A 328-nucleotide genomic window follows, 5' to 3' on the forward strand; every position below is an offset into this window, starting at 1 on the left:
CGCGCCGCCGCCCAGCAGGCCGGCACCCAGCAGGCGCAGCGGCCAGCGGTCGCCCTGGCGACGGCGCTCGGGGAGTTGCGGGTCGTGCAGGTGCGGTTGTGACAGACGTTCGAGCACGTCGCGGGCCATGTCGGCCAGGTGTGGCAGCTGTTCGACCTGGCTGTGGATATTGCCAAGCACGGCTTTCGGGCTCATGCGCTCACGCATCCAGCGCTCGAGAAACGGCTTGGCGGTGCTCCACAAATCCAGGTCGGGGTACAACTGACGGCCCAGGCCCTCGATGTTGAGCAGGGTTTTCTGCAACAGTACCAGCTGCGGCTGCACTTCC

1 pseudogene is annotated in these 328 nt (G+C 67.1%); it reads right to left on the reverse strand.

The features are described 5' to 3' along the window. Positions 1-328: pseudogene (locus tag B4L76_RS21495) on the reverse strand (ubiquinone biosynthesis regulatory protein kinase UbiB); the annotation flags it as partial.

It is taken from the genome of Pseudomonas sp. UBA4617, assembly GCF_002386445.1.
In the GTDB taxonomy this organism is placed as follows: Bacteria; Pseudomonadota; Gammaproteobacteria; order Pseudomonadales; family Pseudomonadaceae; genus Aquipseudomonas.